Raw genomic sequence first — 23740 nt, 5'->3', positions numbered from 1 at the left:
CTGAGAGCAATCAGGCCTCGCGACGTACTAACCGTCCGGACACGATAAATAGTCGACGCATTGTAAAAATAGCAAGTCGAAGAAGCTGGCTACACCATGGTCCAATAAACATAAAATTCAGGGCCCAGAAAATTTTAAATATTCCTTGGCCCTGAATAGAACAATTTATTAGCGTAACTGAGATGCCAATGTGGTAGCCATCATCACCCACTCATCAAATAATTTTTTAACATGTTCAACTACTAACTGCTGTTGATCATCTACGAGTGTTTCACCGACCCCCTGACGCAATCCCTTTGCCATGACTTCATTGGTCATTGAGTCTGTCAGCATACCTTCAACAGAAATTGTCACCACTTTGTCGCGATACCCCAGCGCGGTTGAAGCACCGGCCAATACTAATGCGACAGGGACAACCTCATAAGCTTTGAGTCCCTCAACCGTCGTCGCAACACCCGTGACGGCAAGTTTATAGTCCAGCGTGTCTGCTCCAGGGGTATTGGTTAATTCATAACTCTTGCTGATCTCCTGACTGAGTTTCTGGGTTAAATAGTCGGATATTTTGTCAAGATTCTCCTGCTTGACTTGAGTCCCTTCTTTCGGTTTCGGGTAGAAGACAACGGGGTGAAGAATGATCTTTTTATACTTGCCCTTAACCATGTCCGGGTTGATCCAGCGTAACGCGTCACCTTGATAGTCACCAGGTGCCTTGGTTAACACAGAATAATCACCCAAATAACCCGAGCGAGGCACCTCAGCTGGTGTTGAACCGGATGGTCCGGACCCGGCACATGCTGCCAGCAGTGATGTCGAAAGTAAAATAGCGATCTTGGTGTTTTTCATATGCATTCCTATTGCTTATTGAATGAAACACGTAGCACTAGTAAAATAATGGCCTGCCTAAATAAAAGAATATTGTGTTGTTATTATTCTCCCCATAACCATAGCCAAGATAAACAGGTCCGAGTGGGGTATTCGCCCCTAAAAAAACACTCCCGGCCAATTCTGGATTTGAACCAAAGTCATTTTTACTTTCCCATACACCACCATATTCGATGGTTGTTCCTAAATACCATGAAAGCAATGGTATTATTTTGAACTGATGATAGTAGATCCCTGATATCACCCCGGCCTGCTGGCCAGAAAGAGAGTTTTCTGTATAACCAGATAAATTCAGGAATCCGCCAAAGCGATATAAATCCTGGATCGGCGCAGTGCCATCGATCGTTGTCATCGCCGTACCCGCTAATCCAAGCACATGACCACCATAAACCGTCTTGTATATAGCAGCACTTGCCATCGCTTGATCAAACTGACTATCACTACCCCATGATGGGTCGGCCTTGGCATACTCAACCAGGCTAAACCAGCCAGATGTGGGGAAATTAAGATTATCGAGTCTGTCAACCGAGAATCGGGTATAGAGCTGTGCTGTATCATAATTAAATGAATCCCAGCCAGGCGTTCCCGTACTTAACTCTCCATCGCCCGTGCGATAGCGATAGCCAATCCGAAGATCACCATAACGCGGGAATTCTCTGCCCAACGCGGCATCCATTTTCGCTTCCGTCACTTGGTAAATAGCAAGATGATTACCCTCATCGTCATAGATACCGACATCATAAGATCCGTAAGAGGCACCTGTCTGCCAGAAATACAACCCTTGCATATCAAATGGTTGGAACCACTCCGCACCAATTTTAGGTTCATTCCCGAACTGGACACCACCACGCAGCTCACCCCCCAAGGAGTTTATATCGGTACGTTGGTAAGAAAGTGCCAAATTGTAGCTATCATCCTTCTGCACTGAACTAGAGAGCTCCACGCCAAACTGCATATAGTTAGGACCCCAACTTTTCGCTTTGGCATCCACCTCCAGCCCTTTTTTACCGTCCTCTTCGATGACGTCATAACTCACCGACTGAAATAGACCAAGGCCATATACGGCGCCAATGTCTTGCTCCAATACCTCCCGATCCAGTGGTTTACCAATTGCTTGATTAATTCGTTTTGCAATAATTTGATCATCGGCGTTAGCATTGTTTTTTATTCTGATAAAGTTGATGACTGGTTCACTTTTCTCCGGGTGATTTCTTGACATCAGCATATCATTGTATGCGGATTCAGATAAACTGAGCGCCTCCAGTTTTTTATTTACCTGAACAGCACTTTTATACCCTATTTTCACGGCATCATTTGTTTTATCAAAATCGCCACTTCCGATATCACCAAGTGCAGGTACAATGAGAATATCTTGTTGATGCAAGGAGGCAATTTGCCGCTCAGCATTAGTCCGCGTCATAATCGATGTCATCTGAGCTGTAATGGCAAACATATCTGTCACTTGATCTGCTGGCATATATGGCGAGCTAATGTCAACCGCAATAACTATATCAGCCCCCATGCTACGAACAACATCAACAGGAAGGTTATTAGTCAAGCCGCCATCAACCAGTAAGTGGTTATCTTGCTGCACCGCAGCAAAAGCACCGGGAACTGCCATGCTTGCGCGCATCGCGGTAGCCAGATCCCCTTTGGCTATGATGACTTCACTGCCATCACCTATATCTGTGGCGATGGCTCTAAATGGAATAGGTAATTTATCAAAGTCCGTAATGGTACTAACGGGTAATGTGAGCGCTCTCAAGACCAGTGAAAATTTCTGTCCTTGTATGGCACCTGTCGGAAATTTAAGTTCCCCCTTGTCGGTCACACCCGGTCTGGCATCAATCAAATAAAGCCGTTCTTCCTGCTTACGGCGAAGTGGCAGATCTTGTCGGGCAGGGTCATCATTGAAAATATATTCCCAATCCATGGCACCGAGTGCTTTTTCAATCTCATCGGCTGTTTTACCCGATGCATAAAGGCCGCCAACAATAGACCCCATACTGGTACCGGCAATACAATCAACAGGAATTTTTAACTCTTCAAGCCTTTTCAGAATACCTATATGAGCTGCGCCTCGAGCCCCACCACCACTCAACGCCAAGCATACTTTAGGGCGTTCATTTGCATACCCAATTTGGGGTAAAGCGCAACAAGATAGTAGCAATAGCCACACCGACTTGGTGAAAACATGTGAACCGCGCCACTTATGATAACTTGTCATTTTGATCACCTCCCTATTACCAAATTATTCACCTGAAATTCAGCCTTCTTAAGATAACAGGTAGGTCCGTCAACGCTTTTTTATAAAAGATCTTTAGCCCTGGACAAAGATAATTCAGCCCAGCTTCGCCCTCAGGAGTCTTGACAAAACGATTTTTGGGGCATTCCCCCCAGCATAATTTCAAATATGAGCAGACTTTGCAGTATTGTGGCAGTGACTTGTGCTTGGCATACGCAAACTCTTTTTGGCGGTTAGAAAACGCCATTTCGCCTTCATGAACATGTAATATATTTCCCAGTCGATATTCTGGGTATACAAAACGATCACAACTATACACATCACCATCGTGTTCAATGGCAATTGCTTTTCCACAAATTTGCCCACTGACACAAGACTGGGCACCTTTCCCCAGCATTTGACTAATCACATTCTCGAATTGATCTACAAATACCGAGCCAAAATCGTGTGAAAACCAGACATCCCAGATTTCTGTCAGAAAATGCCCCCAATCTTCGGGACTGACGGACCAATCTGTGACAATCGAGTCAGAGTGACCCGGTTTAGCCTGGCTAGTCCCCGTCATTGGCAGCTTGGTGACATCCCAATAACCGGGTGCCGTATTTTTAAAGTTGGCGGGTTCAACTGCGGGTAAAAATTGAATGACCGCAGGTCTGACCTCATCCCGTATAAAGGTATAAACTGACAGTGGCTGCTTGGCGTTCTTGCGATTAACCACACAGAGTGCATTAAATTGAATATCATACTGGTGTAATAATTCTACTGCATGCATCACTCTGTCAAATGTAGGCTTGCCACCCTTGCTATAACGATAGGTATTATGCAACTCTGCTGGTCCATCAATTGACAGACCGACAACAAAGTTGTGTCGCTTGAGAAAATCACACCACTCAGCCGTCAGTAATGCACCATTGGTTTGTAGATCATTTTCTACTCGTTGATCTGCACGAGCATAGCGCGCTTGTAATTCAACGACTCGCTGGAAGAACTCCAACCCCATCAGTGTCGGCTCTCCCCCTTGCCAGGTGAAGACGGCAACAGGTCCAGTCTGAGCAGCCAAATATTGGCGTATGTGAGCCTCCAGTAGTGGCTCACTCATACGTGGCACCTTATCCTGTTTCAATAGATCTTCTTTGTGCAAATAAAAGCAATAAGCACAATCTTGATTACATTGAGCACCGCTAGGCTTAACCATTGTATGAAAGGCGTAATAATCGCCAGCCGGAAGTCGCGGTAGTGATAATGGCGGGTCGATCTCTTTGGAATGCATAGGCGTAACTCAAACTCAGTGAAACGATGAGTGTTGAGCATGAAGAACAGGGCCATATTTACTGTAGAATGGTCTTGTCAGCAAATATAACCCTATTCCATCATGCAATTACTTCACATGCCATGGCCGAGTCGTTTCGAGCCTTCAACCAATGGATGCCAGCCATAAATGAAGGATATCATGAAACTATCCATACTCATTTCCGCTGGTGCATCATCATTGATTGTTGACATATAACCGACGGTCAGACTCATATTGTCATCAAGATTGTAACCCAGCGTCAGCCCGACAGCGGTACTACTCATCTTGTCGCCATCAACACCATCTATTGATGCCTTAGCACCATTGTATAATGAAAGATCAAGTGATCCCCACAAGCGGTCATTGAAATCACGGGTAAGATGAGCATCGAGCCTATACATAGGATCTGTTTCCAGTGACTTACCCATAAAGTCATCATTCTTGCCAAAGACCCATGCCGCAGGAAGTAATTCAAATGTTGTTCTCTGGCCTGGAACCCAAGAACCTATTTGCCAGGTCATGGGGAAGCCGATACGGCCATACCAGCGATTTTGTCCCAAGTTCAGTGGCTTGTCGCTATCATACTCACCGATGGGCAATCCCAGATCGACCAGGACATCCATCGAAAATCCTGGCTCATAACGCAGAGCAGCAGGAAGGTCTGTCTGGGCTTTAGGCCCAATCAGGTTGATATCAAATTCAATCATAGGGTCACCAAACCCTTTCGCAGATTGGTGGATCGTATTGCCGCCAATATTGACATCGCCTGATATTCTGCCCATAGGCACAATGAACGCAACTAAAGCAGAGCGTTCCATGATTGAGAGCGTCTTGGCATAGCCTGTAAGCGCCATTGATGCTTCAAAACTGGCGCCCGGCGTTACTGTATGAGCAAAATCGAATGGGTTGGTGTTACCTGAAATGTTCTTGTAAATAACCGGTACAGCATTACCACCCGCGAGGCTTTTAAGATAAAAACGGGCGGGAACCTCCTGTGCTTGTGACATGGTTGGCACCACCATCAAGGCGCTAAACATGCTACTCACAATGAATTTTGATAGATGCTTTATTTTCATAGTATCCCTTCCACCAATATTTCTTAATATTCATATTTTTATGAACGTGAGGTTTTACTTATCTGGTGTTGTAACCATGTCAGCAGGCGGCACAAACTGCTTCTTGTAGAACAATGGTGGGTAACCCGCCTCGACTGGAGTTCGCATGGGAAGCACATCGTCCAATGTCTCGAATGGGGATCTGCTTGGAATGATGACATTATTCACGGCCACATAGTGATCCCAGAGTTTCAGCATTTCACCGAGTTTGGCGGGCTCCCGAGAGGTCAGATCTATGCGCTCGGCAGGATCTTTCGCAATATTGAAAAGTTCCCATTCACCTTTGCCAAATGGCTTGAATTGCCAACGAATTTTCCAGTCACCTTGCCGCAAGGCCCGATTGCCAAAGATTTCCCAGGCAATATAATCCTGCGCAGTTCGTGGTGATGCTGTTTGACCAGCCAAGGTTGGCAACCATGATTTCCCAGCCAGGGATGGCAGCTTATGGCCCTGATACGAATCAGGATATTTTGCACCTGCGATCTCCAGCAAGGTTGGCATCACATCAGCCACATGCATAACACCATCATTGATACTACCCTGCGCTCTTTTGACTACAGGCCCCTTAACGATCAATGCGTTATGAATGCCTCCTTCTGCGACCCATCCCTTGTACTGGCTGAACGGCGTCATTGATACCTGGGCCCACATTGGCCCATAAGCCACATATGAACCAGGATCACCCCATGAATTGGGATTGGTCTGTGACCAGTTTATTGCTGCATGCAAGAAATCCCGAGTCCCGGGCGTACCCGCGATCTGTTCAAATAAATCATTCCCCTCGGCACCGTTGTCCCCAAAAACAATGAATATTGTATTTTCATATTCACCGATATCCTTGAGGTGCTGTATCAGCCGTCCGGTATGATAATCGAGGTTTTCCACCAGCCCGGCATAGAGCTCCATCTTTTTACCGAGCAACGCGCGACTAACTGGAGCCAAGACTATTGGGTCGGGGAGAAACCACATTCTTTCGGCAAGATTAGTGCCTGCTGGCATAATGCCAAGTTCAACCTGTTTTTTCAGACGTTGCTCTCGTACTGCATCCCACCCTTTATCATATTCACCGACATGACGATTACGCCAGTCATGTGGCAAGTGATAAGGATCGTGTGGCGCTTGATGCGAAACGTATGCAAAGAATGGTTTGTTGCTACTTTTATTTGAGTCAATAAACTCAATCAGTTTATCTGTATATGTTTTCGTTGCATAATAATCATCTGGTAGCTCTTTAAGGTACTTGCCATTCTCGGTGAATACTGATTTCGGTGAGGCCGCAGTAACGTTATTCATATCCCAATAACTACCGGCGCCATCCAGTAACGTAAAATCTCGCTCGAAACCTCTTGCTGCCGGGATCAGGTCAGGTGTCTTTCCCAAATGCCATTTACCCACCATGTAGGTGTGATATCCCGCATCTTTGAGCAACTGTGGCAATGTGACGAGTTGTTTGCTTAGATACCCCTCGTAACCTGGCACCCCTTTTTGATTCGGGGCCGTCCATTCATCCATATTGCCCAAACCATTAAGATGGGTATCAATACCGGTAAGCATGGTAGAACGAGTAGGAGAGCTGCTCGGGTTGGTATAGAAATTGGTGAAGCGAACACCTTCATTTGCCAGGGCATCAAAATTTGGTGTATTTATTTCACCACCAAAGGAGCCAAGGTCAGAAAAACCGAGATCATCACCTAATATCACAACAATATTTGGTCGTTTCACCTCTTGCTCAGCAGCGATGACGCTTTGCTCAGCAAACGTTGAAAGTAAAAAAAAGGATCCAATCAGCAGGCTAAGCCGACTTTTTTTGGTTAAGAGTCCATCTCTCTTCTTCGGCATGGTTTCCCTTCCTCTCGATGCTGGCATTCAGCACATATGTCATACATAGGCCGACTGACAAAGGCTATCCGGCCTTTTTCGAAGTACTACCACGATCACTTCATTGTCATTACTATCACTACCGGGGAAACAAAAATGTGAGTTGTGCTCTAATCCCCCAATCCTCATATCCATTTTCGGTTGAATCAGCCCAATACTTTCCTGCCACAGCAAACTGCATGACCTGTGAGCCGACCTTGAAAACTTGCCCTGCTTGCACAATCACAGGGACCATCCACTCTTCGGTATGCCAGTAATAGCTGGACTCAGTGTAAATTCCGACGGTTGTATGTGTTGCTGTAGTAAAACTAAAGAAGGGCTGTAATGATAAGATGTTTAAATCTTCGCGCTCATTATCACCTGTAACAGACCAGATTTGGCTGGTTAGCACTCCGGCAGTCCAGGGCCCAGTCTGCTTGAGAATTACGCCGGTTGGCCCCAAGCCCCACTTCTCATTTCCAAGTACGCTGTCAGTGGCTGTTGGCAACAGTTCAACAGGGCCACCCCCCCAGATCCAACCATCCTCGGTGGGATTTTTAGGAGAGAAATACTGACTCGCGGTGGTATCGCCCGCCCCTGATGTATTTAATACCTCTTGTTGAAAACCGTGTTGTTCCACACCTTGAAAGATTGTTCGGGTGATCAGATTCCAGTCATCATTGAGAGAAAAAGGGATCACCGGCTGAATGAGCACTCGACTCACACTCGCCCCGGTATTTACGCCTCCTAACTCATCATAGTTATACTGCACAGGCACACTGATGAGTGATGCAACAGGATTTGCCAGCTTTTTTGCCAATTCATCAGCCGATACCGCCTCATCGGTGGCAGCACAATCGATAGTCCAGAGCGGTGCAGCCATGATAAAAAGCAACATTTTTCCGTATTTTTCCATCACAATCTCCATGTGCCTTCTGCTTGTTATCTCTAACTCTATATGTTTCCGCTCGCATGCTTCTTTATAGGGAATTGAGAAAAAGTCGTACCACATCAAGCTAAACATAAATGATTAGCCGATATAGCGTGACATTTTTAATCTGTCTTTGGGGTTCATCACATTATTTCGGCACGCCATGGCAGACCTCACCGGTACCATGGATTGAAATTTACCTCGTCCCTTTAACTCTTTTTAGAGCTGGTCAGGCATGATATGACTTGTCTGACGCAATGCCAGTTGAAGAGCTAAAAACTCGCGAGATAATAAAAAAATGATAAACATTCTTATTTTTTAACGTTTATAATTATGTATATATGCTCACTTCCTTCTTATAAAAATGAGTAAATGAGAAACCGAGCCTCCTGCTTCGCAGAAGCATAAAGGCTCATCGAGCTTAGAAAACAATACCGATGAAGCGATCAAGTATCACCTCGAACGAAAATAGCGTGAACAGCAGCGGCGTGAACGGAATGAGCGTTGCCATGACGAGCTGCATAATCGTATCTCGACTAAAGGGAAGCGGGCGGATCTCTTTGATCACCGCATATGCGTTACCCAGATCCGCAAGGGACTGGATATCAGCGGAGCCCAATAGGGTTTCTCCATCCCTGTCCACGGTATGCAACCAGCGACGCTCAAAACCGCTCGTATATTCGGCAGCAAGAGCACCATATTCACGTAATCCTGCACGTTTGGCTCGCATGATTTTGACTGCAAAAACAGTTAATGGTGCCAAAACCAGGACGAGTCCGACCGCAACCAGCAAGGCGATTTCTGGCTTGTAATCAGTAAGTACCGCGCCATCATGCAAAATTCGATTGGATATATAACCTGCAAACTGGACGCCAAATACGGTAAGCAAAGGGGAATAGGCATAGGCTGACGCCCCCAGAAAACCGAGCCCCGCGTTGCGATCAGGGTGAGTTGGGATGAGCGCAAGAGGAAGGCGTGACAACTGCCATAACAAGCGGCTCCAGATAAAGATGCGATAAAACCAGCGCAGTATCAGGAACTGGGTAATGGGGATGCTGATCCAGAAAAACCAGATACCGGCAAAGGAGAAACCTTCCTGGCCATTACGCAGTGAGCTATACCAAGCCGACGCATCCAGCACGAAGGTGTGGGTTCGAACGAAATAGCCGCTGGAGAATACAAGCACCACCAGGAGTAATTCAGCTATCACAGAGTTGCGCCAAACCATGGCATTGCTTATTGCGCGATGAAAGCTAGCCAACGCATGATCGGGGATCAGTTTCCGCTCTAAAAACTGCGCCAGGATACCGCGGATCCGCTGATGTACAATCAGTTCAGCAAAAATCAACAGCGGGACACAGACAAGAAATCGGCTTTGAGATTCAATATCCAGCAGAAAAGGAACCGCAACGCCGCTACCAAACAAGGTACCTTCCCAGGCACTCAGCACGAATAGAGGTAACCAGCAGATGCCGCTTAGCACCAAAATGCGTAATTGAAGATGGGAAGTAACATCGCCAAGATGGGCGCGATTTAACAACTGATACAGCGGGCCGCCCAGCACCAGAGAGAAGGTCTCCAGCTCGGGTCGGGAGGAAGCAAGATCTTCAGCCGGTTGATGCGAAGACATGATGGCTTACCTTATTGGCTGTGGTTGACGAGACCAGACGCTTCTCTGCGTAACCCTCTGACAATGCAGAGATATCCTCTCAGGGGCAGTCAGCCCCCTGGCACCTCTAGATATAGCGTGCCGCCGAGGCACTTGGCAACAGATAACTATCTTTTCCAGCTTTGACTCTGGACATGATTCTGGACACCGTGATATTCGTGGTATTACAGTTCGTCAGTTTAATTTTTCCCTCTTCTGCAAATAACCCGGCAAGACGTCATCACCAGATAATTCTAGCTTGCAGACTTGATAACTTTTTTCACTTTCTTCAGTGCCATCTGTCGCTTGAGCGGTGAAAGATAATCAATGAACAAGTTACCATGAAGATGATCAATTTCATGTTGCATGACAATAGCTAAAAAATCGCGGCTCTCGATGGTGATCGGTGTGCCCTCCCGATCCTGCGCGGATACCACCACTGAACGATAACGCTCCACATCAGCGTAATAATCGGGTACCGAGAGACATCCCTCTTGCCTGAGTACCTTGTCAGCACCGCTAATCACCTGTGGATTAATCAAGACCAGCGGCTGATTCCTCTTTTCCGAAATATCTATGATGACGATAGCCTCTTTGCGCCCCACTTGCGTTGCGGCCAAGCCGATACCATTTTCGGTGGCATACAAGGTCTCCAGCATGTCATCAATCAAGCTCTGCACGGCATTAATATCATCAACTGGTGCTGATTTAATTTTCAATCTGACATCGGGGACCGTCAAAATATCCAGAATGGCCATCCTCTCCTCCATTAGACATCGTGTTCATACCAATGAACGGGACAAAGAGATAAAATCCTGATCCCCCTCCACCACCTTGTAACCAATACGCTTATAAAACTGCAGCGCCCTCTGGTTACCTGTAAAGCTGGATAAATTCACCCGGCATTGTGTGATTCATAGAGATCATTTCCCCATAACTGGCGATGAACTATTTAAATATGACGATTACTCTGCTGTCACCCCCTTGTGGCAAGCCAGAGCCACAATAACTAAGGATAGGAGCGCCAGTATCAACAAGCGCTTAGCTAACCATATGTGGCTTGATTTATTGCTTTTCCGGCTTTGGTACACACTCTCATAACTCATCAAGACCTGTGCGCCTTCTTGTATCTGCCAAACCCGTTCGTAATAGAAGGGCCACCAAAGATCGTAAAATGGCTGGCTCCAGACTGTGACCCGTTTGCCTTTTGCGGCGACTAGCAAAGTTATATCAAAGATACTCCCTCGATAGGCTATTTCCTCTCCCGCGTCCGTCAGTATCCTGATCGTGGAGCCGTGTGCAGTACGAAGGGGCTGGTAAACATGCACAAGCAGCCCTTCATTTTTCGTCAACTGTTCTAGCGGTAAAACGGGGTTAAGTGATTGAACGTATGAAAAAAGGCTCCAGAAGCCAGCCATGATGGCTACCGCCACCAGAAACTTGGTCCACCCCTTTTGCATGGCACGGACGCCGAACACACGCCAGAACCAGGTGGCTTGCATGCGTGCCTTCGTCATGCGCCATTGTTTGCGAAACGCGAAAATGTCCATAGTCATGCTTTATTCATCCCTGTGTATGTTTCCCGCCTCCATCTGCAGCAAGGACATTACGACCTGCAGAGCCCATCATCATATTCCACCAGACTCTGCACATCGTAAGCGGTCACAACACCTCAACCTTTACCTTGATAACACCATCGCGAATATTGCCGATGGAGCTAAAGGCAGACTTGGAGAGATCGATAATGCGCCCGTTTTTAAAGGCGCCACGATCATTGACCTTGACCACTACGCTCTTGCCGTTGGCGAGGTTGGTGACCCGCACCATGGAGCCAAAGGGCAATTCCATATGGGCAGCGCTGTTGAGGTTGTTGCGATAGAGCTCGCCGCTGGCGGTCTTTTTACCGTGATAACGGTCAGCATAATAGCTGGCATAACCGGTCTCGCTATAGCCGCGCCAGCTGCCGCCGTGGCTCTCGTCATAACGGCTGCTACAGGCTGCCAGCAGCAGGCAGACAAACAGCAGCCCCCCTTTGCGGGCCGATTGCACCACACCCTCTCTCCCAATGCCGCGCATCTACTTCTCCTCGCTCACCTTACCGGATAGATAGCCCGGCTGATCATATCGCGTCGCAGTAACGGGAAGATTCTCCCCATACCGGCAAGCTACTGCAATGTAAGCGGCCCCTTGCCATCATGGCGCCCAGCCCTGTTGCCAACGCCATGGCCACCGCGATTGTTGCAATAATTACTGGCTTTACATCGCCACTGTTGCACCCAAGAGACAATCAAGGGGCCACTTCCCTGCTCTCGTTTGCCAACAAGAGCACGCAAACACCCTCCGATCTGCGTCCGCAATGCAGCACAACAAGAGGGATACTTAACCAGAACCGGGCAAGCCCGTTCATTCGCAGCCTTATCCCATCACAGGCAGCGCCGCTACTTTGCCATATTTTTCCAATAAAAAGGGAGGCGAATGCCTCCCTTTTCTCTTGCTATTTGCCCATCAGAGTCAGGCGATCAGCTTGTCATCGGCAAAGCCGAAGCCGCGCAGGCCCACCACATGCACATGCTCGTGCTTGCCCTGCACCTTGCGGATGAGCTTGTAGGTGGTGCCCTTCTCGGGACTGATGTTCTCGGGCGCCGCGATAAGCAGCTGCATATCCTGCCGCTCGCACAGCTCGAACAGGGTGGCGATGGATTTGCCATCCAGACGGGCCGCTTCGTCGAGGAACAACAGACGGCAGGGGGCGATATCCTTGCCGCGCAGACGGCGGGACTCCTCCTCCCAGCTGATCAGTACCATCAAGAGGATGGCCTGGCCGGTACCGATCGCCTCACCGGTAGAGAGCGCGCCGCTCTCGGCCCGCAGCCAGCCATCGGCGCCGCGCTGCACCTCGATCTCCAGCTCCAGATAGTTGCGATAGTCGAGCAGCACGTCGCCCATCACCTGATAGCTGCGATCTCCCTGCTCTACTTGCGGGTTCAGGCGCTGGAACAGCTTGGCCATCGCCTCGGAGAAGCTGAGCTCCTTGTCGGCGAACAGATCGTTGTGCATGGCAGTTTGGTCGGCCAGCGCCGTCAGCAGACGGGTGTGGGCCTCGCGGATATTGACGTTGAGGCGCACCCCGCGCACCAGACCGAAGGCGATGTTCTGCAAGCCCTGGTTGAGCACCCGGATGCGGTTCTGCTCGCGGCGGATGATGTTGGTGATCTTGGCCGCCACCTCGTGAGAGGAGAGCGACAGATGGGTTTCCCGCTGCTTGAGCTCGTCTGCCAGACGCGCCAGCTCGATCTCCATCTCCTCGATCGCTTCGACCGGATCATCGGAGCGGATGATATCGTTGCGAATGCGATCCTTGAGGTAACGGTAGACCTGCACGTAGAAGGCGACCTTCTGCTCGGTGCTGCGGTTGCCCTCCGACAGTCGCAGCGCATCGCGCAGGGCTTCGTCGTGGGCCACCGCCACTCGCAGGGCGCCGAGCGCCTTGTCCGACATGGAGCGCAGCTCGTCGCTATCGAGGTACGCCAGCTCGCGCTTGTTGAGGCGCTTCTCGACGTCGGTCTCCCGCGCCAGACGCACCACCCGCGACCAGCTCGCCTTGTGACCCACCAGCGATTTACGGGCGCTGAAGTAATCCTTGCCTTCGAGCATGAGACGACCGCCAAGAGATTCGATCTCGCGCTTGGTCACCTGCAGCTGGGCCTCGGCGCTGGTGCGACGGGAACGGGTGCGGATCAGCAGCTCTTCAATCTCTTTCTTGTGGGCGCGGGACTTCTCTTCCATATCGTCAGACAGCGTCAGCCCCATGGCCGCCAGCTCCTGCTCAAATTCAGTCAGGGTCTGGCGCTTGGCCGATGCGCTGGAATCGAGCGCGGTGCGCAGCTGCAACGCCTCGGTGTGGCGCTGGGCAATCTGCTTGTGCTGCTCACCGGCGGTGCGGGCCGCCAGCTCGGCCGCCTTGAGCTTCTCTTTGAGTCGCTCGCTCATCTCGGAGGCCTTACCCAGCAGGTCTTGCGCATCCTGATAGGCAAAGTGCGGCAGACGGGCCACCAGCTGATCGAGGGCGTAGCAACGGCGCTTCTGTTCGGCCAGCAGATCGCTCACCTCATCGTAAGCTGCCTGCAGCGCAGCAAGATCCTGCGGATCCTGACGCAGTACTTGCACTACTGTTTCGAGTTTTTCGAGCGACTTGCCGTGTTTGGCGATAAAGGCTTCGGCCTGTTTCAGCGCTTCCACATCGGCGTGAGCCGCCTCGAGGCGGGTCGCCAGATCTGTCTCGGCAAACAGGTGGGCAAAGGGCAGCATCCCCTGTACCAGCTGGATATGGCGGGTCAGCTGGGCGGCAGCCGCTTTGGCCTCGACCAGCTGCTTGTCGCACTCGCCGATGGCTGCTTGCAGCGTGCGCAGTTCGGCCTGTTTGGCCTGCACTTCAGCTTCCGGGTCGGGGCGGAAGGCGATATCCAGATGCTGGCCGATAAAATCGCGGAAGTGACCGTAGAGACGGTGGTACTTCTGCTGCTCGAAGGCGGCCTTGGCGTAACCCTCGATCAGCCCTTCGCGCTCAAGGTCGAGCTGCTCGATCCGTTTTTCCCGCGCCGCGCGACCAAACAGCGGCAGCTCGGGGTAGCGAGAGAAGCGCACCTGACGCTTGCTGGTGCGCACCAGCACGGCGTCCCCCAGCTCGTCCGCTTCCACCAGATCCTCGTCAAAGGAGTCGGGGTTGCCCTGAATCAGGTAGATATCTTCCGGGCAATCTTCCAGCTTTTTCAGCCGCTCGATGGCCCCCTCAAGGTCGAGCACCACCAGGGCGCTGCGAGCCGGGCCGTAAAGCGCGGAGTAGTAAGGGGCATCGTCGATGGAGATGTCGTCGTAGACATCGGAGAGCAGCACGCCCCCCACCTGCTCGGCGATGCGGGCAAGACGCGGATCCGCCTCGCCTGCGCCCAGCTGCAGGTTGCGAATTTGCAGCTCCAGCGCCTGTTTCTGCGCCGCGATGCGGTTGCTCTCCTGCTCGAACTCGCGCTCCTTGTCGAGCACTGTCTGCATGCCGGCCGAAAGCTCTTCGGCGGTGGTGAGCGGCAGGCCGCTCTGCTCGCGCAGCTGCTCGAGCTTTTCAAAGGATTTGAGCCAGCGCGGAGCCAGCTTGGTCAGCTCCGCAATATCGCGGCCCAGCTGGGCGCCCTGATGCTCGAGGCTGGCGCGGCGCTGGTTCACCTCCGCCTGCTGCTCGGCCAGCTCCTCCTGACGGGTGCGCTGGGCTTCGAGGAAGATCTCAAGCTCATCGCTACTGGCGATATGCTGGCCAGAGGCCTGCAGCAGCTCGTCACGCAACTTGAAGATATTTTTCTGGCTGTCACTCTCTTTCTCGAGGCGGGCCAGCGCGGCGCGCAGCCCCTGCCCCTGGGCGATACGAGCCTTGTCTTCGATGTGACGCTTGAGCAGCGCCTGCGCGGTGGGCCAGGCGGCCTCGCGCACTGTCTCGGGGGCGATGCTCAAAAGCAGCGCCAGCGCCGCTTCATGCTCGGCCACCGCCGCCTTGGCCAGCGCCAGCTGCTGTTCGGCCCCCAGCACCCGGCTGGTGAGGCTCTGCTCGGCTGCTCGGAACTGGTGCAGGGTGTCGCTCGCCTGTTCGGCGGTCAGCCCCGGCAGCTCGCACTGCTCGCGGGCAGCATCGAGGGCCTGCACCGCCTGACGATACTGGATGGCGCGGGTCTGCTGGATATCGAGCGCCTGCTGGTAGTCGGCCAGCTGGGTCTTGAGGCTGTCTACCTCGGCCTGTGCCAACTCCTTGCGCTCTTCCACCTCCAGCAGCTGGCCGTGGATCTCCTCCACCACCGCTTGTTGTTGCTCGAGTTTGTCAGAGAGATCCGCCAGATCGGCGCGATACATCTCGATCTTCTTCTGCAGTGCAACAGCGGCCATCACCTTGGCCAGATGCTCGGCGGCAGATTCCAGCTCGTCAGTCAGCAACTTCTCGCGGTTGGTAAGCTGCTCCACCTCATCAGCCAGATAGATGGCGCGCTGGCGCTCTTCGGCCAGAATGCGGCGTTTCTCCGCCAGCTCCTGACGCGCCTTGAGGGCCAGCTCGGAGAGACGGCTCTTTTCGGCGGCGTTGCGCACATAGTCCGCCGCCACATAGTGGGTGGTTTCGGTGATCAGGTTCTTGAACAGATCCCGCTGCCCCTGGGTCTCTTTAATGGCTTCCAGAGTGCGGCGGTTTTCATAGATGGCCGCCTCCATGTCCGCAAATGCCTTGCGCACCCCGGAGTTCTCCGGCAGCAGGTATTCGCGCAGGGAACGGCTGATGGACGAAGAGATGCCGCCATAGAGGGAGGCTTCAATCAGGCGATAGAACTTGCCGCGATCCTTCTGGTCGCGCAGCTTCTTCGGGGTGATGCCGAACTCGAACATGAAATTGTGATAGTCGGTCACCGTATTGAACTTGGCGACCTTCATGGCGCCAAGCTCCGCCGCAGCCCCTTTCAGATCGGCAAAGGCGCGGACGCGGCCCTTGCCGTCGTCGAGCTTTTCCAGCAGCAGATCGGTGGGTTGCAGCCGCTCCGGCACATCCACCAGCGCGAACGGGGTGATATTGACCTTGTTGTCACGGTTGGCCACCTGCTCGAGGTGAACACCGACCCAGATCCGCTGTTCGCGGCTGTTCATCACTTCCAGCAGCGAATAGCAGTGTCCGCGCTGCAGCTTGCCGTAGAGCCCCTTGTCACGGGAGGCGCTGCTGGAGCCCGCTTCCGTGGTGTTACGAAAATGCAGTAGCGACTGGTCGGGAATAAGCGCTGCAATAAAGGCCGCCATGGTGGTGGATTTGCCCGCACCGTTGCCGCCAGAGAGGGTGGTGACCAGCTGATCGAGATCGAAGGTTCGGGCGAAGAAGCCGTTCCAGTTGACCATGGTCAGGGATTTGAACTTGCCTCGCACTGTTTATACCTCCAGATCCAGTTGTTCTTCATCGAGGTCCGCCTCGATATCGTCAAACAGCGAATCGCTGCTCGGCATCTCGTCGTCGTGGAAGATGGCTTCCCCTTCCTGGATCATCCGCAGTTGCACGGCACGCGGATCTTCATCGGAGCGCACATCGGCGGCGAAACGGAATACCGATTCGTTGACCCGGAATTTGTCGCTGTTGCCAAGGGCGGTGATCATGCCAAGGCGGCGCAGGCGACGCATGGAGGTGCGGATCTTCTCCAGCAGCTTCTTCTTGTCGAGATCGGTGCCGCCGGAGCGGCTGTTGACCATCCGCAGCAGCTGCTTCTCGTCAGCCAGACTCAGCACCTCTTCTTGCAGCTCGCCCATGGCGAACACCCCTTCCGAGGCGAGGCGATCCGGGCTCAGGTAGAGGTAGCAAAGCACCTTGCCCACCAGCATATCGAGCTCGGAGAGCACTGTGGTGCCGATGTCGGCACTGGGACGAGGACGCAGGTAAAAGAAGCCTTCCGGCGCCTTGATCAGCTCCACCTGATAACGGCCGTAGAAGATCTCCAGCTCGTTGTGGTACTCCACCAGCGCCGAATGCTGTTCGAAATCGTCGGCACTGATGTGACGGCCGGAGCGCAAGGCGGTGTCGATGCGCGGAAACAAGGGGTTGGCAATCGCCTCTGCGAGCCGCAGCGGCAAGGGAAACTCAGTATTGATCAATGACATAGGCCTGAACCTTGGATCCAGCTTGGTTAATGGGTTTCCATGCGGGTTGGCGGTGCAGCTCGCGCTCGCCGCTGGCATGGCCCAGGCGCACGGCCTGGTCGATCAGAAGACGCGCCACATCGAAATGGGCGTGAGCCGGGTAATCCAGCAGGTATTCCCGCAGCACATCGGCCAAGTCCAGCTGCTGGCCCTGCTCGGGATAACGGGCCAGATAGCGCTCGATGCGCTCCGCCAGCTCCTGGTTGATGTCCACCATCTCCATGTACTCCATCTCGAGGGGCACCTCGCCGGTCACCTCCTCGTCGTGGATGGCGATGGTTTCGTCGCGCAGCTCCAGCAGACGGGGCTCCTCGGCAATGCGCAGCAGCCAGTTATGCTGCTCGAAGTTGCGGATGGAGTCGCGCAGCCGCTGGCTGAAGGCGCGGTTCTTGTCCATGTCGATGGCGTTGCGAATGAACTTGTGGACGTGCCTGTCGTAGCGGGACCAGAGCTCGATGCACTGCTGGCCCCAGCTGGTGATGACGTCAAGCCGACCTTGCAAGGCATGGGTCAGCTCCTCGACGTGAAACAGATCGTCACGCCCCTGCGCCGCTTCCTGAATGTTGAGCAGCCCCGCCTGCAGGCGGTGGCCAGCAGCGTCCAGGGTATCTTGCAGCTCGCGCAGGGTCTGGCCGGTCTCGTGCAGCAGTTTTTCACAGCTGTGAATGGCATCGACCCAGTTCTGGGTCAGCAGGGCCGCGATCTCGCTTTTGACCTGATTCTGCTGCTCATCCATGGCGCGCTGGGTGAGATCGATGCGCCCCAGCGTCTCCTCCAGCGAGAAGGTGAGCCGTGGCAGCACCTCGGCGTCCCACTGCTCGCGGGTGTTGGTCTCGAGCGCTGCCTTGCGGGCGGTGTCGAGCTCGGCCGCCAAATGCTCGAGCAAAATGGAGAGCTTGATGGAGTCGACCTGACGCTGATCGAGAAAGAAGTCGACGATGCCGATCCCAAGACGCGACAGGCGATAGAGGCTCTCCCCCGCCACCATGTCGGTGTTGAAGCGCGACAGCAACTGCTGGCGAATAAGGTCGTTGATGGCGTTGTTGGCGCGACCGGTGAGGGTCTCGTCCATCTGGCCAAAAGCGTTGCTGACGTAGCCAAAGGCATCGTGCAGCGCCGCTTCCGACAAGTCCGACTCATCTTCGGACAGTGTCTTGATTGCAATCAGAAAGGCCAGCCGGTCGGTAGGCAGACTCAGCGCCAACCCCTCCTGCCTGACCCACCCTACTATCTCCGGCAAAGAACGCTCGGGCAGGGTACGGGATGTACTCATCATGACGTTGTCATCTCGTTGTTGTAATTGAGCGCACAAACTTGCGCGCGGCTACATCCGGTGGCATCGAAAAATCAGGCCCCATCAACTGGCGGGTTTCTGCGCCATTACATGGATATAGCGACCCAGGGAGATAAACGGCTCCTGGCGACAATATTGCTGCTCCATGGCCAGCAGATCGTCGAACTTCTCGACCTGATCCTGCTTGTGACGCATATAGTCGTGGATCACCCGCACTCCGGTCTTGCCGATGATCTTGAGCCCGCCTCGCCCAATCCAGTCATAGACCTGCTCCGGCAACTGGGGATTGGTGGGCGTGAGCGCAGTCTGGCGCTTCTTGCGCAGGCCCAGCCGCACATAGTCAAAATTGCCCACCACCAGACTCTGGAACAGCAGGCCATGACGGTTGTAAAAAAGCAGCGACAGTATGCCCCCGGCATTGACGAAAGGGAACAGACCCAGCAAGGTCTGGCGCGGCTCGGCGAGCCACTCCAGCACCGCGTGGCAGAGCACCAGATCAAAGGTGCCGGTCACGTGTTGTTTCAGATCCTGAATGGGGCAATGGATAAGACGAATGTTGTCTTCCAGCCCCTTTTCGGCGATCTGGCTGCGGGCCAGATCCAGCATCTCGGCGGAGAGATCACACAACTCGACCTGATGACCCATGGCCGCCAGCTTCTGGGCAAAGTAGCCAAAACCGCCCCCCGCATCGAGGATGCGCAGCGGCCGGTTGCCAAGGCGCGCCAGGCAGGCTTCGATGTCGCTCCAGACGATGGTGGTGCGAATGCGCCCCTTGGTGGAGTCGTAAATATTGCGGGCGAACTTGTCGGCGCGACCGTCAAAACTCTGATCTTGCTTCAAGAGAAACTCAACTTTGGCCATCCAAAAAAAGAGGGGTATTCTGTCACATCCCGAATTTGCTGAAAACTCAAGGAAGTGTCTGCCGTGTTTGTGATTAAAAAGTGGCTGGGTCAGCTGCTGATGCCGCTCCCCTTCTCCCTCTCCCTGCTGCTTGTCGCCCTGCTGCTGCTCTGGTTCACCCGTTTTCAGAAAACCGGCAAACTGCTGGCCACCCTCTCGCTGCTCATTGTGGCGCTGATGGGGATGCGGCCGGTGAGCTATGAACTGGCCCGCGGGCTGGAGCAGACCTACCCGCCGTTCGAGGTGAGCCAGCATCCCAAGATCGAGGCGATCGTGGTGCTCGGCAACGGCCATGTCAGCGATCCGGCGGTGCCCGAGCGTTCCTGGCAGAACAATATCGCCCTGGCCCGCACCCTCGAAGGGGTGCGTCTTGCCCAGGCCTATCCCGACGCCGAGTTGATCTTTTCGGGTTATGTGTCGGGGGATCCCCTCTCCAACGCCGAGGTCAATGCCCGGATGGCGATGAGCCTCGGCATTCCCCGCTCGCGGATGACGTTGTTTGAAAACAACAAAGACACTCATGACGAAGCGGTCAGTATCAGTCGCCACCTGAAAGGAAAAGAGGTGGCGCTGGTCAGTTCTGCCACCCATTTGCCCCGGGCCATGGCGCTCTATCAGGGTCAGGGACTCAATGCCGTGCCGGCCCCCACCGACTACACCGCCAAGCAGAGCCAGGTGCCTCAGCCGCTCTACAGTTATTTACCCAAAGGGCGTTATTTGATGTATTCCGAAGCTGCCATCCACGAATGGATTGGGGTATGGTGGGCTCGCTTGCGAGGGCAGGTTAACGAATGAGCAATCAAGCGATTCATTCCTGATTTGGATCAGGAAAGCGAAAAAAAATTACGTCATTTGCCGCCGGGTCAGCTATCTTGGGCTCGGTTCAATTCATATAATGTCGCGCAATCAAATGCCTAGGAGATATACAAGATGAGACAGCACCTGGTAATGGGTAACTGGAAACTGAACGGCACCAAAGCTTCTGTTGAAGCTCTGATCAAAGGACTGACCCCGGCTGCTGCCGCTCATCCTTCTGTACAAGTCGCCGTCTGCCCGCCGGTTATCTTTTTGGGTCTGGTTGAGCAACTGACCGCTGGCAGCAAGATTGCCTACGGTGCCCAGAACGCTGACGTTCACGAGTCTGGTGCCTTCACCGGCGAAAACGCCCCCTCCATGCTGAAAGCCTTCGGTTGCACCTACTCCCTGGTCGGCCACAGCGAGCGCCGTACCCTGCACGCAGAGACTGACGACGTGGTTGCGGCCAAGTACGAAGCGATCCAGAAAGGCGGCCTGATCCCGGTTCTGTGCATCGGTGAAACTCTGGAGCAGTTCGAAGCCGGCGTGACCAAGAACGTGGTTGAGACCCAGCTGAAAGCCGTTATCGACCGTTGCGGCATCGCCTCCTTCAACAACGCCGTTGTTGCTTACGAGCCGGTATGGGCCATCGGTACTGGCAAGACTGCCACTCCGGAGATCGCTCAATCCGTTCACGCTCACATCCGTCAGTACCTGGCCAGTTTTGATGGCGCCGTTGCTGCCAAAGTACAGATCCTGTACGGCGGTTCCGTCACTGGCGCCACTGCAGCCGATCTGTTCGGTCAGCCGGACATCGACGGTGGCCTGGTCGGTGGTGCGTCCCTGAAAGTGGACGACTTCTCCCAGATCATCGCTGGCGCTGCCAAGTAATTTCACATTACTGGCAAAGAGAGGGGCACGTCCCCTCTCTTGTATCGCTTTTCCTATGGCGGCCCCCGCATCCCATACGAAAGCCGATATAGTAAAAGTGGCTTGTCTATTTCCAAACATTCGTATTTGACAACTCAGATCCAGAGGCACTCATGACCAAACAAATCAAACGTATTGGTGTTTTGACCAGTGGTGGCGACGCACCCGGTATGAACGCAGCCATTCGCGCCGTGGTTCGCGCCGGTTTGCATCATGGCCTGGAAGTTTACGGTATTTATGATGGCTACCTCGGTCTGCATCAGGATCGCATCGTCAAGCTGGAGCGTCACAGCGTCTCCGACGTGGTGAACCGTGGTGGTACTTTCCTGGGTTCTGCCCGTTTCCCTGCCTTCAAAGATCCGGCCGTGCGTGCCGAAGCGATCGAAAACCTGAAAAAGCACAGCATCGACGCCTTGGTGGTGATCGGTGGTGACGGCTCCTACATGGGTGCCAAGAAGCTGACCGAAGAAGGGTTCCCCTGCATCGGCCTGCCGGGCACCATCGACAACGACATCGCCGGTACCGACTTCACCATCGGTTTTGATACCGCACTGAACGTGGTCGTTGACGCCATCGACCGTCTGCGCGACACCTGCAGCTCCCACCACCGTATCTCCGTGGTCGAAATCATGGGCCGCCACTGTGGCGATCTGGCCATGTCTGCCGCCGTTGCTGGCGGTGCCGAGTACGTGATCGTGCCGGAAGTGGCCTTCGACAAAGAGAAGCTGCTGCAACAGATCAAAGAGGGTGAAGTAAAAGGCAAGAAGCACGCCATCATCACCATCTGCGAGCACGTCACCGATGTGAACGCCCTGGCCAAAGACATCGAAGCCCTGACCGGCCGTGAAACCCGCGCCACCATCCTGGGCCACATCCAGCGTGGCGGTGCCCCGACTGCTCGTGACCGCATCATGTCCAGCCGTATGGGTGCTTACGCCGTTGAGCAGCTGCTGGCTGGCCACGGTGGTCGCTGCGTCGGTATCCAGCGCAACGAGCTGGTACACCACGACATCATCGACTGCATCGAGAACATGAAGCGCCCGTTCGATCAGGAGCTTTACAACCTCTCCACCACCCTGTTCTAAGCCACGCGGCTTTTTACCGGTTGTTGATGATAAAAACCCTCCATCGGAGGGTTTTTTTATATCTCACGCAAGCTGATGCCTCGACACAGTGTGCAGCCCTCACCCTGCAAGTTGCCCTGCATCCCAACCCTTGCGCCATCTGACTGATCGTTAGCCTTCCCCTCCTCGCACCAACCGGCATCAGCCAAAGATACCGTTCCGATATTGCCGTGGATGTTTCATCACTGTTGAACCGGCTTGCGGTGGCCTGCCTCTCTGCTGACCCTGAAACGAGCTTGTTCAGCCTCCTCTTCATACACCGCTGTGTGTATTTCAATCTTGTAGACGGTATTCAGATGTCTGAATCGCCCCAAGTTCCCCAACCATGCGCCGGTCCAGCTCTCGCGTTGCAATCACATTACTTATGCCAGATCCATCGGCCACACAGAACGCGGTTCGAGACCAGCCAGACCAGCCAGACCAGCCAGACCAGCCACAGAGTAAGCCTCTGGCTTAATGCACACCTAAGCCTTGCTGCCACCTTGTCTATTCGTCCACCGGCCGGTGCAATTGGCGCTGATAAAACAGCCAACTGCCAATCCGTATCCCCCCAATCCATGGCTCGCCCCCCTGTAAAACGGAGGGTTGCTGTAAAAACACGGAGACATCTGCCTGATAAAGTCATGGTGCGACAAGGGTTGGCAACCAGATTTCATCCACCAACTTTTTTTGGATGAGCTATCTACGTCAGATATCTTCAAATCATAACCAGATGCACTTTTGATGGCCTTCATGACGCAGTTACGAGGGGGATAACTTATAAAACTCCATTTAAGCCCCATATAAAACCCACCTAAAAATAAATAAGAAAAACAATAAAGCATTGAATTTAAACAAAATAATGAAAACAAATGGATCTTCGATGGGTCAAACGTCGCAACGGGCGATAAAATCAGCGCAACATGTCAAAAATGACCACCTCGACCTCGCTGACGCTCAAAGGCGCCATTTTATCAATTTTACTCTTGTTTTAACCCCCTATTATGGTATCTTGACAACATCAACCAACAACCTGGGGAGAGAAAAA

General features: G+C 53.0%; 17 protein-coding genes. 3 read left to right on the top strand and 14 right to left on the bottom strand.

All coding sequences use genetic code 11. The features are described from left to right. Window positions 1–168: 168 nt before the first annotated feature. From BSP75_RS03240 to cmoM, 14 genes are all read right to left on the bottom strand, one after another. Window positions 169–843: a DUF3313 domain-containing protein gene (locus tag BSP75_RS03240; RefSeq protein ID WP_075112196.1), complete on the bottom strand. Its 675-nt coding sequence runs from the start codon at window positions 841–843 to the stop codon at window positions 169–171. Window positions 844–880: 37 nt separating this feature from the next. Continuing rightward, window positions 881–3109, bottom strand: coding sequence for a patatin-like phospholipase family protein (locus BSP75_RS03235; RefSeq protein WP_075112195.1), 2229 nt, complete (start codon window positions 3107–3109; stop codon window positions 881–883). Window positions 3110–3137: 28 nt separating this feature from the next. Then, entirely contained in the window at window positions 3138–4397 is a 1260-nt protein-coding gene (locus BSP75_RS03230; protein WP_075112194.1) for an anaerobic sulfatase maturase, read from the bottom strand. Window positions 4398–4510: 113 nt separating this feature from the next. Further along, window positions 4511–5494 (bottom strand): transporter, encoded by a 984-nt coding sequence (locus tag BSP75_RS03225; RefSeq protein WP_075112193.1) that lies wholly within the window; start codon window positions 5492–5494, stop codon window positions 4511–4513. Between the two features lie 54 nt (window positions 5495–5548). Next, entirely contained in the window at window positions 5549–7372 is a 1824-nt protein-coding gene (locus tag BSP75_RS03220) for an arylsulfatase (protein WP_075112192.1), read from the bottom strand. A 118-nt stretch (window positions 7373–7490) separates the two neighbouring features. Then, the gene (locus BSP75_RS03215) at window positions 7491–8306 is read right to left on the bottom strand and encodes a hypothetical protein (protein WP_075112214.1); all 816 of its coding nucleotides are present in this window, start codon (window positions 8304–8306) and stop codon (window positions 7491–7493) included. Between the two features lie 436 nt (window positions 8307–8742). Next, window positions 8743–9951, bottom strand: coding sequence for a hypothetical protein (locus tag BSP75_RS03210; RefSeq protein ID WP_075112191.1), 1209 nt, complete (start codon window positions 9949–9951; stop codon window positions 8743–8745). 272 nt (window positions 9952–10223) lie between these two features. Next, on the bottom strand, window positions 10224–10727 hold the full coding sequence (gene def / locus BSP75_RS03205) for a peptide deformylase (RefSeq protein WP_075112190.1): 504 nt from the start codon (window positions 10725–10727) through the stop codon (window positions 10224–10226). 207 nt (window positions 10728–10934) lie between these two features. Next, window positions 10935–11525 carry a hypothetical protein gene (locus tag BSP75_RS03200; RefSeq protein WP_075112189.1) on the bottom strand — a complete coding sequence of 197 codons (591 nt, stop codon included), beginning with the start codon at window positions 11523–11525 and terminating at the stop codon, window positions 10935–10937. Window positions 11526–11631: 106 nt separating this feature from the next. Further along, a complete protein-coding gene (locus BSP75_RS03195; protein ID WP_075112188.1) occupies window positions 11632–12045 on the bottom strand; it encodes a septal ring lytic transglycosylase RlpA family protein in 414 nt (137 codons plus the stop codon). Window positions 12046–12480: 435 nt separating this feature from the next. After that, window positions 12481–16908 (bottom strand): chromosome partition protein MukB, encoded by a 4428-nt coding sequence (mukB, locus tag BSP75_RS03190; protein ID WP_075112187.1) that lies wholly within the window; start codon window positions 16906–16908, stop codon window positions 12481–12483. A 3-nt stretch (window positions 16909–16911) separates the two neighbouring features. Further along, the gene (mukE, locus tag BSP75_RS03185; RefSeq protein ID WP_033135263.1) at window positions 16912–17631 is read right to left on the bottom strand and encodes a chromosome partition protein MukE; all 720 of its coding nucleotides are present in this window, start codon (window positions 17629–17631) and stop codon (window positions 16912–16914) included. Next, window positions 17612–18946: a chromosome partition protein MukF gene (mukF, locus tag BSP75_RS03180; protein WP_042062655.1), complete on the bottom strand. Its 1335-nt coding sequence runs from the start codon at window positions 18944–18946 to the stop codon at window positions 17612–17614. The genes mukE and mukF overlap by 20 nt, the downstream gene beginning before the upstream one ends. An 81-nt stretch (window positions 18947–19027) precedes the next feature. Then, the gene (gene cmoM, locus BSP75_RS03175; RefSeq protein ID WP_075112213.1) at window positions 19028–19804 is read right to left on the bottom strand and encodes a tRNA uridine 5-oxyacetic acid(34) methyltransferase CmoM; all 777 of its coding nucleotides are present in this window, start codon (window positions 19802–19804) and stop codon (window positions 19028–19030) included. A gap of 84 nt (window positions 19805–19888) precedes the next feature. Between cmoM and elyC the strand changes: the two genes are divergently transcribed. From elyC to pfkA, 3 genes are all read left to right on the top strand, one after another. Further along, entirely contained in the window at window positions 19889–20659 is a 771-nt protein-coding gene (elyC, locus tag BSP75_RS03170; protein ID WP_075112186.1) for an envelope biogenesis factor ElyC, read from the top strand. A 135-nt stretch (window positions 20660–20794) separates the two neighbouring features. Next, window positions 20795–21550, top strand: a complete 756-nt coding sequence (gene tpiA, locus BSP75_RS03165; RefSeq protein ID WP_075112185.1) for a triose-phosphate isomerase — start codon at window positions 20795–20797, stop codon at window positions 21548–21550. Window positions 21551–21702: 152 nt separating this feature from the next. Further along, window positions 21703–22674: a 6-phosphofructokinase gene (gene pfkA, locus BSP75_RS03160; RefSeq protein ID WP_042062659.1), complete on the top strand. Its 972-nt coding sequence runs from the start codon at window positions 21703–21705 to the stop codon at window positions 22672–22674. Window positions 22675–23740: the final 1066 nt, after the last annotated feature.

It is taken from the genome of Aeromonas sp. YN13HZO-058, from assembly GCF_001921245.1.
Classification (GTDB): Bacteria; Pseudomonadota; Gammaproteobacteria; order Enterobacterales; family Aeromonadaceae; genus Aeromonas; species Aeromonas allosaccharophila.
The sequence above is the reverse complement of the archived record's forward strand: the minus strand, read 5'-3'. Positions and strand labels throughout refer to the sequence as shown.

Bases quoted from the DNA above. Each gene is read 5' to 3' on its own strand.
- mukE (WP_033135263.1), bottom strand. From the start codon at position 17,631: ATGTCATTGATCAATACTGAGTTTCCCTTGCCGCTGCGGCTCGCAGAG.
- BSP75_RS03200 (WP_075112189.1), bottom strand. From the start codon at position 11,525: ATGACTATGGACATTTTCGCGTTTCGCAAACAATGGCGCATGACGAAG.
- BSP75_RS03235 (WP_075112195.1), bottom strand. From the start codon at position 3,109: ATGACAAGTTATCATAAGTGGCGCGGTTCACATGTTTTCACCAAGTCG.
- BSP75_RS03220 (WP_075112192.1), bottom strand. From the start codon at position 7,372: ATGCCGAAGAAGAGAGATGGACTCTTAACCAAAAAAAGTCGGCTTAGC.
- BSP75_RS03215 (WP_075112214.1), bottom strand. From the start codon at position 8,306: ATGGAAAAATACGGAAAAATGTTGCTTTTTATCATGGCTGCACCGCTC.
- mukF (WP_042062655.1), bottom strand. From the start codon at position 18,946: ATGATGAGTACATCCCGTACCCTGCCCGAGCGTTCTTTGCCGGAGATA.
- tpiA (WP_075112185.1), top strand. From the start codon at position 20,795: ATGAGACAGCACCTGGTAATGGGTAACTGGAAACTGAACGGCACCAAA.
- BSP75_RS03210 (WP_075112191.1), bottom strand. From the start codon at position 9,951: ATGTCTTCGCATCAACCGGCTGAAGATCTTGCTTCCTCCCGACCCGAG.
- BSP75_RS03195 (WP_075112188.1), bottom strand. From the start codon at position 12,045: ATGCGCGGCATTGGGAGAGAGGGTGTGGTGCAATCGGCCCGCAAAGGG.
- BSP75_RS03230 (WP_075112194.1), bottom strand. From the start codon at position 4,397: ATGCATTCCAAAGAGATCGACCCGCCATTATCACTACCGCGACTTCCG.
- BSP75_RS03225 (WP_075112193.1), bottom strand. From the start codon at position 5,494: ATGAAAATAAAGCATCTATCAAAATTCATTGTGAGTAGCATGTTTAGC.
- pfkA (WP_042062659.1), top strand. From the start codon at position 21,703: ATGACCAAACAAATCAAACGTATTGGTGTTTTGACCAGTGGTGGCGAC.
- def (WP_075112190.1), bottom strand. From the start codon at position 10,727: ATGGCCATTCTGGATATTTTGACGGTCCCCGATGTCAGATTGAAAATT.
- BSP75_RS03240 (WP_075112196.1), bottom strand. From the start codon at position 843: ATGAAAAACACCAAGATCGCTATTTTACTTTCGACATCACTGCTGGCA.